1 protein-coding gene is annotated in these 3,949 nt (G+C 60.4%); it reads right to left on the bottom strand.

Features of this window, described 5'->3' with window-relative positions:
• Positions 1–3,895, bottom strand: a 3,895-nt coding sequence (locus tag CAPSK01_RS21455; protein ID WP_273702921.1) for a hybrid sensor histidine kinase/response regulator, incomplete at its 3' end; no start/stop codon positions are given.
• Positions 3,896–3,949 lie beyond the last annotated feature (54 nt).

The following is a 3,949-nucleotide window of genomic DNA, read 5'->3' as shown; positions in this document are numbered from 1 at the left end:
CCAGCCACTCGGCCGGCGCGCTCCGCAGGGCGGCAGCCAGGCCGGCGGCATCCAGCGTCTGCTCATCCACCGGTGGCGGCGTGGGTGCGCCACGCAGATAGCGCACCCCCAAATGCCCCGCCATCATGGCGAGCAATTCCGAATCGCGGAAGGGCTTGCGCAGAAAGTCGTCGCAACCGGCATCCAGAATCTCCTTGCGCTCCTCCTCGAAACTGCTGGCCGTGAGAGCAATGATTTTGGTCTCGTTTCCCGATGCGGCGGCCTTGATCCGCCGCGTCGCTTCGCGCCCGTCCATGCCGGGCATGCGCATGTCCATCAGGATCAACTGCGGCTGCCAGCTATGCCACTTGTCGACGGCCTGCTGACCGTCGCCGGCCTCGGCCAGCTCGAAACCCAGTGGTTCCAGCAGGCTCAGCAGCAGGCGGCGGTTATCGATGTCGTCATCCACCACCAGAATGCGACAGGCGGGCTGACCGGGTTCCAGACCGAGTACCGGCAGGTTCTCGGTCGCGGTCTCCGCGGCCGCCTGTGTCGCGTGCTGAACCGGAATCTCGAAACTGAACGTGCTACCCACGCCCAATGTACTTTCGGCATGGATCGTGCCGCCCAGGAGCTCGACGAACTGGCGGCTGATGGCCAGGCCCAGGCCGGTGCTCTCGGTTGCCCGCTGTCCGGCCGCCGATTGCACGAAAGGAACGAAGATCCGCTCGAGCTCGTCGGCGGCGATGCCCGCGCCGGTATCGCTTACCGCGAAGCGCAATCGCATGGCGACGGTCGGCTCGCCCGCCACGACGGCGACCGTCAGGCGGACGCCACCCTGCTCGGTGAACTTGAAGGCGTTGCCGAGCAGGTTGATCAGCACTTGCCGCAGCTTGACCTCATCGCAACTCACATAGCGCGGGGTTTCGGGGGAGAACTCGACATCGAGAGTCAAGCCCTTTTCCTCGGCCTTGAGCGAAAACATTCCCCGCAGCCCGGCGAGCAGTTCGTGGAGGTCGAACTCGACGGTGTACACCACGCTGCGCCCGGCTTCGATGCGCGACAGCTCCAGCACGTTGTTGATGAGGGTGAGCAAATGCTGGCCACTGCGATGCACAGTGGCCAGGTGCTCCCGCTGTCCTGGCGAGAGCTGTTCGCGACCGACCCGGGCGTCGCGCAGCAGCACGTCGGAGAAGCCCAGCACGGCGTTCAGCGGCGTGCGCAGTTCGTGGCTCATGTTGGCCAGGAAGGCGCTCTTGGCCTTGTTCGCCGACTCGGCCGCATCCTTGGCCTCGGCCAGCGATTTCGTCTGCTCGGACAGTGCGCGCGTGCGTTCGGCAACCTGGAGCTCCAGCTCGCGGTTGCGCCGCTGGATGATGCTGACGCGGTGACGGTAGGCGATGGCCAGCAACGCAACGCTGAGAACGACCGCCAAAACCCTGAACCAGGTGGTCTGCCACCAGGGCGGCAGGATCACGATACGTATCGACTTTTCCTGTTCGCTCCAGAGGCCGTCGTTGTTCGACGCCCTGATCCGGAAGACATAGGCGCCCGGATCGAGGTTGGTGTAGGTGGCGAAGCGGCGCCGGCTGTCCACCTGGTTCCAGTCCCGTTCGAAGCCGTCCAGCCTGTAGGCGTAGCGGTTCTTGTCGGGAAAGCGGTAGTTCAAAGCGGCAAACTCGAGGGAAAACACCGATTGGTCGTGGCGAAGGGTCACTGTTTCGGTTTCGTTGATCGCCTGTTGCAATGGCGAATCCGCGGCGCCGATGACGACCGGCTTGTTGAAGACCTGGAACCCGGTAATCACGATGGGAGGAAGGAAAGTCGAATCCTTGACCTCTTGGGGATAGAAGGCGTTGATGCCGTTGACCCCTCCGAAATAGAGTTCGCCGTCATCGGTCCGGCAAGCGGCTTCGTAGAAATCATTGCCTTGCAGTCCGTCGCGTTTGTCGTAATTGCGAAACGAACCCGTGCGCGGATCGAATCGCGACAGCCCGCCGCCCCGGGTGCTGATCCATAGATCGCCCTGATTGTCTTCGACAATACCCACCACATTCTTGCTCGCGAGGCCATCCGTTTCGCCGTAGCGGGTAAATGTTTCGGTCTTTCGATCGAACTTGTCGAGGCCCTGGCTGGTGCCGACCCAGAGATTTCCCTGCGCGTCTTCGGTAATCGCCCAAACCTCATTCTGGCTCGAGCTGCCGGGCTCGTCGGAGTGACGCTTGTAGCGCGTGAAGGTCTTGGTCTGCGGATCGAACCTGTTGAGTCCACCTCCCCAGAGACCGAGCCAGAGTACGCCTTTCGCATCCGCGCGCATGGCGCTGATGATTCCGTCGCCCAAGCTGTTGGGGTTATTGGGGTCATGCGTATAGCGCCTGAACTTTCCGGTGTGCCGATCCCATTCATTCAAACCGCCATAGGTGGTGGCCACCCAAAGCGTGCCGTCGTCCGATTCGACGATGCCACGTACGTCGTTGTGCCCCAGGCTGTCGGGATCCTTGGGATCATGCTTGTAGGCGATGAACCTTCCGGTGTTGCGGTCGTATTGGTTGAGGCCTCCGTCGTGCGTCCCGACCCACAGATAGCCCGCCCGATCCTCGTAGAGGCTCATCACCTGGTTGTCGGTCAGGCTGTAAGGCACGTTCGGGTTAGCGCGAAAGTGGGTATAGGTATTGGTTTCTCTGTCGAAACGGCTCAAACCGTCGCTCATCATGCCAAACCAGAATTTTCCCTCCCGGTCTTTCAGGATGGCCCGTACATCGTTGGCGAGCAAGCTGTTGGGTTCATTGTTCTTGTGCTGGTAAAGTCTGAATTTTGTGGCGCCTGGATCATACTTGTTTAATCCCGAACCCCAGTTGCCGATCCAGATGACGCCGAGACGATCGATATAAACCGTCAGGAGCCACGAATTGCTCAGGCTATGCGGGTCGTTGGGATCGGTCTGATAATGGAAAAACTCGTTTCGCTCCCGATTGGAGCGATAGAGACCGACTGAAGTTGCTATCCAGAGAATCCCGGCGGAATCTTCGGAGATGGCGAAAACAATGCCTTTTTTAATTCGCTGTCCGGGGTTGGCGGAATCGGGGCCATAGCGGACAAACTCACCAGTTGTCGGGTCGAAACGATTCACGCCCTTTTCGAGCGTCCCGATCCATAGGGCTCCCGAGCGGTCTTCATGGATCGACCAGACGGAATCCTGGCTCAAGCTACGAGGATTATCGGTGGCATGACGATAATGGATGAATTTCCCGGTCTTGCGGTCGAACCGGTCCAATCCGCCTTTTGTGCCTACCCAGAGCACGCCGTGCTGGTCGATGAACAAGGCGCGTCCCTCGTTGGCGCTGATACTGCCGGGATCATTCGGGTCGTGCTGGAAGCGAGTGAATTCCCCGGTTTTTCGGTCGAGACGGTTCAGGCCACCGCCGGTCGTTATCACCCACAGGGCAGCGTCCTGCGGGTCTTCGAGAGTTCGCCAGACTTCGTTGTGGCTCAGGCTGCGTGGGTTTTTGGGATCGTTCTGGTAACGGGTGAAGCGCTCGGTTTTGCGGTCGAACCGGTTCAAGCCATTGTTGGTGCTGATCCAAAGCGTCCCTTGGGAATCTTCGTGAATGGCATGAACCAGATTTCCGCTCAAGCTGTGGGGATCCTGCGGATTCGGTTTGAACACCTTGAAAGAATATCCATCGTAGCGGTTGAGGCCATCCCAGGTGCCGATCCACAGAAAGCCCTGACGGTCCTGAAGAAACGCTTCCACCGTGCCCTGCGACAGCCCGTCATCCGGGGTCAGGTGTTCGAACCTGATCCGGGGGCCAGCGTTTGTGCGGACCGGGTTGTCGACCGGCTCCCGAGCAAGGACCGAGGACAGCACCAATAACGCGCCCAAAAAGGCCGCGCAGACTCTTGCGATCATCGTCATCAATTTCACCCCACTTTCGATTGGGCTTCAGTGCTCATCTCCGGCAACCCGTAC

This window comes from Candidatus Accumulibacter vicinus (genome assembly GCF_000584955.1).
Classification (GTDB): Bacteria; Pseudomonadota; Gammaproteobacteria; order Burkholderiales; family Rhodocyclaceae; genus Accumulibacter; species Accumulibacter vicinus.
This window is presented reverse-complemented; position numbering and strand designations above follow the sequence as displayed.